The following is a 4,735-nucleotide window of genomic DNA, read 5'->3' on the forward strand; positions in this document are numbered from 1 at the left end:
AAAAAAGATATTAATGGAAGCCGGCATAGAAGCAGGAAAAATAAAAGTAAGGGGCTACGGTTCAAAAAAACAGGTAGCAAGTAATACAACAAGAGAAGGCAGAATTAAAAACGACAGAGTTGAAATAATTATAAAAAGATGATTTCTTTTTTGCATTCCTCAGCGGTGCAGGGCATAGATGCATATCTTATAGATGTTGAAGTTGATATTGCATCGGGACTTCCGATGTTTTCAATAGTCGGGCTTCCGGATACGGCGGTCAAAGAAGCAAGAGACAGAGTTGTAGCTGCAATAAAAAATTCAGGTTTTGATTTTCCCGTTAAAAAAATTACGGTTAATTTAGCCCCCGCAGATATAAAAAAAGAAGGGGGCTTGTTTGATTTACCGATAGCATTGGGTATTTTGGCGGCTTGCGGAAATATTGAAAAAAATAAAATTCAAAATATTTGTGCCATAGGGGAACTTTCTTTAGACGGTAAATTAAGACCCGTTAAAGGGCTTCTTCCCATAGTTTTAAGCTTGGCTAAGTTCGGAATACAAAAAGTAATTATCCCGGAAAAAAACAAAAATGAAGCTGCCGTTGCAAAAAATATAGAGATATATCCTTTTAAAACACTTAATGAAGTTGTTAAATTTTTACAAAACGAAATAAAAGTTTTGCCTTATGTTTCCGATAATATTTTACAAAACGAAGAAAGTGTTTTACAAAATATTGATTTTTCGGATATAAAAGGACAGTTCTTTGCAAAAAGGGCAATAGAGGTTGCTTGTGCCGGCGGACATAATATTGTTATGATAGGACCTCCGGGTTCGGGTAAAACAATGATGGCAAAAAGAATACCTACAATTTTACCGTCTATGAGTTTTGAAGAAGCTGTTGAAACTACAAAAATATGGTCTGTTGCCGGGATACTGCCTGCAGGGCAAAGTTTGATAACAAAAAGACCTTTCAGAAGTCCTCATCATACAACTTCTTCGGTAGCTTTGGTAGGAGGAGGTTCTTATCCCAAACCCGGGGAAGTAAGTCTTGCTCACAACGGAGTTTTGTTTTTGGATGAATTGACCGAATTTAAAAGAGATGTTTTGGAAGTGTTAAGACAACCGTTGGAAGATAAAATAGTAACGGTTTCAAGAGCCAAAAATACATTAACTTTTCCTGCTTCATTTATGTTGGTTGCTTCAATGAACCCTTGTCAGTGCGGTAATTACGGTAGTGCCGATAAAGAATGTACATGTAATCCTTATCAGGTAAAAAAATATCGTTCAAAAATTTCGGGACCTTTAATGGACAGAATAGATATACAGGTTGAAGTTCCTTCTTTAAAAATAGACGAGATAACAAATCAAAACACCGAAAGTGAAAAATCGGAAAATATAAAAAAAAGAGTTATAGCCGCAAGGCAAATACAATACGAAAGGTTTAAAAATTTAAAAATTTATTGTAACTGTCAAATGGGGCCGAAAGAAATAAAAAAATATTGCTTAACCGAAGATTCGGCAAAAATTTTACTTAAAACGGCAATAGAAAAATTGGGCTTTTCCGCAAGAGCTTATGACAGAATTTTGAAAGTTGCAAGAACAATTGCCGACCTTGACGGTTCGCAAATAATAAAATCGGCACACATTGCCGAAGCTATTAAATACAGAAGTTTAGACAGATAATAAAATGTCATGGATTAATGATGATACATCCGCATATAATACATTTGAGTTTAAACATAAAAATATTTTTATTTTATTTTTAGTTCTTTTTATAATAATTTCGTTTAAATTATTTTATTTACAGGTGGTAAAAGGAAATTATTACAGAAATATAGCCGAACATCAGCGTTTAAACAGCACAAAGGAAGCGGCAACAAGAGGTTTGGTTTATGATTGCAGGGGAGAACTTTTAATAGGTAATCAAATAAATTATGTTGCCGTTTTTTATCCTTTTGAACAAACGGAAATTCCTTCCGCACAAGCATTGGAAAAAATAAATAAGATATTAGGTAAAGATATAACACCGCTTATAGAACAATCCTTAAAAACAAAAAGAATAGTAAAAATTGCCGAAGGGTTGGATATAAACAGGGTTTTTGAAATTAAGGAACAAAAATTGTTTGTTCCGGGAATTAATGTTATAAAAGCGCCTAAAAGAAAGTATTTTTATTCCGTTGAAAATTGCCATATTTTGGGTTATGTCGGTGAAATAACAAGTGAAGAACTTGACGATATGAAAGATTCCGGTTTAAGAAGAGGCGATTATATAGGAAAAACCGGAATTGAACAATTTTATGATAAATATTTAAGAGGTACGGACGGCGGGCTTCAGTTGGAAGTTAATGCCAGAGGGCAATATAATAAAACATTCAAATATTATGCTCCCGAAATCGGTGATACTGTTTATTTAACAATAGACACGGCTTTACAAAAAGTGGCTTACGAAGCTTTACAAAATACTCCCACATCACGTGGAGCTGCCGTAGTTATTGATGTTAAAACTGGTGCTGTTCGGGCATTGGTATCATGTCCCGGTTATGATTTAAACGATGTGTTTACAAAAAAATATATAAAATATTTAAAAAATAAAAATTTACCGTTGTTTAACAGAGCAATTCAGGCACAATATCCTCCCGGTTCAATTTTTAAAATAATTACTGCCGTTGCCGCACTTGATTACCTTAAATTTGATCCGTCCACCGTGGAATTTTGTTCGGGCAGTTTTGAACTCGGTAACAGGTTTTATTCATGTTGGTTAAAAAGCGGTCATTATAAAGTTAATTTTTTCAGTGCAATGGCAAATTCGTGTAATATTTATTTTTATAAATTGGGCTTGGCACTCGGGGTAACTGTTTTGGAAAAATATGCAAGAATGTTTTATTTGGGAGAAAAAACAAATATAGACTTACCTTCAGAAAAAAAGGGCTTTATACCTACTCCGGAATGGAAAAAATTAAAAATGAAAATGAGTTGGCTTAAAGGAGATACCACAATACTTGCAATAGGGCAAGGTGCATTGGGTGTTACACCGTTGCAAATGGCAACAATGATGAGTGCGGTTGCCAATAAAGGTGTTTTTTATGAACCTTATATTGTTGAAAATATAATAAATCCGAATACAAACGAAATTGTTTACGAACATGTTCCGAATGCTCGTGAAAAAATATCGGTCAGCACCGATACTTGGAATATTCTTCATAAATCGTTGGTTTCGGTTGTAAATAACGGAACCGGTAAAAAAATGAAATTCAAGCAAATTCAGGTTGCCGCAAAAACCGGGACTGCCGAAAACCATCAGGGCAAAGACCATGCCTGGACCGTTGCTTATGCACCGGCAGATAATCCTGAAGTTGCAATAGCGGTTATAGTTGAAAACGGCGGATTCGGCGGTTCCGTATCCGGACCTGTTGCAAGGGAAATATTAAGAAAATATTTTAATTTGGAACCCGATGAACCCGAACCGGTTAAAGAACCGGAAGCAGAAACTGAAACCGAACATAAACATGAAACTGAAAATGAAATTGAAAAAGAAAATGAAGTTGAAAATGAAAACGGACAAACTGAAGAAAATACAATAGGAATTGAACAATGATAGATTCTATTTTGTTAATAATATCAAAAATCAAAAAGAATATAGACTGGATATTTTGGATTTCGTTATTCTTTTTAGTTTTTACAGGGATAGTTTCAATTTATTCTGCAAGTTCAAATTATTCCGATCCTACAAAATTTATAACAACACAAATAATTGCTTTGTTTTTAGGATTAGCGCTTGCGGGATTATTTGCAAGTTTTAATTATCAGCATTATAAACATTTTAATGTTGTAATATATATTTTGTCGTGTTTACTTTTAATTGCAGTTTTGTTTTTCGGTTCTACAATAAACGGTACAACCGGTTGGTTTAGATTATGGCATTTTTCAATGCAACCTGTTGAGCTTACAAAAATAATGTTTGTTTTGGTTTTAGCTACATTTCTTGACGGCAAATGGAAAGAAATAGAAAAGTTTTCAACATTTACAAAAGCATTGCTTCTAATGTTAGGACATATCTTTCTTATAATGTTACAGCCGGATTTTTCATCAACAATTCCTTATTACCCCATAACTTTGGCCATGCTTTATGTAGCCGGAGTAAAATTAAGATACTTATTAAGTGTAATGTTATACGGTGCATTGGCGGTGGGAATACCGTTACTTATTACTTTTATTAAATTACAGCCGGAAGTTCTTTCTTCAAGCAAAATATTAACTTTTATAGTTACTGCATCAAACAGTATAAAAATATTTTTACTTGTTTTGGCTGTTCTTGTAATTATAGTTTTTAGCATAAAATGGTTTTTGAATAAATTAAGAATAAATTTACCCGTAATTTATCCGATAATATTTCTTGCAATTGTTATAGCCGGCAGCTTTTCGTCCGTTATCGTTGAAAAATCTTTAAAAGAATATCAACGAAAACGTTTAATTGTGTTTTTAAAACCGGAAATAGATTCAAGAGGTTCCGGTTATAATATAATACAATCAAAAATTACCATAGGTTCCGGAAAAATTTTAGGTAAAAGTTTTTTTAACGGAACGCAAACTCAGCTTGGTTTTTTACCGGAACAAAGAACGGATTTTATTTTTGCCGTTATCGGTGAAGAAGGCGGATATTTAATTTCCCAACTTACGATACTGTTTTATTTCCTGCTTGTTTGGCGTGCAATGCGTATAGCAAAAAATTCAAGAGACAGATACGGTTCACTTGTGG

3 protein-coding genes are annotated in these 4,735 nt (G+C 33.6%); all 3 read left to right on the forward strand.

Translation table 11 applies throughout. The features are described 5' to 3' along the window. Positions 1–138 precede the first annotated feature (138 nt). On the forward strand, positions 139–1,662 hold the full coding sequence (locus tag ACMUOV_RS07505; protein ID WP_413854511.1) for a YifB family Mg chelatase-like AAA ATPase: 1,524 nt from the start codon (positions 139–141) through the stop codon (positions 1,660–1,662). Positions 1,663–1,666: 4 nt separating this feature from the next. Further along, positions 1,667–3,574 (forward strand): penicillin-binding protein 2, encoded by a 1,908-nt coding sequence (gene mrdA / locus ACMUOV_RS07510; protein WP_413854512.1) that lies wholly within the window; start codon positions 1,667–1,669, stop codon positions 3,572–3,574. Further along, positions 3,571–4,735: FtsW/RodA/SpoVE family cell cycle protein (locus ACMUOV_RS07515; protein WP_413854514.1), on the forward strand; the 1,165-nt coding region annotated here is incomplete at its 3' end. The genes mrdA and ACMUOV_RS07515, both read left to right, overlap by 4 nt.

The organism is Candidatus Ruminimicrobium bovinum, assembly GCF_902760015.1.
Lineage (GTDB): Bacteria > Elusimicrobiota > Endomicrobiia > Endomicrobiales > Endomicrobiaceae > Ruminimicrobium > Ruminimicrobium bovinum.

Coding starts and splice junctions, on each gene's coding strand:
- ACMUOV_RS07505 (WP_413854511.1), top strand. CDS start 139: ATGATTTCTTTTTTGCATTCCTCAGCGGTGCAGGGCATAGATGCATAT.
- mrdA (WP_413854512.1), top strand. CDS start 1,667: ATGTCATGGATTAATGATGATACATCCGCATATAATACATTTGAGTTT.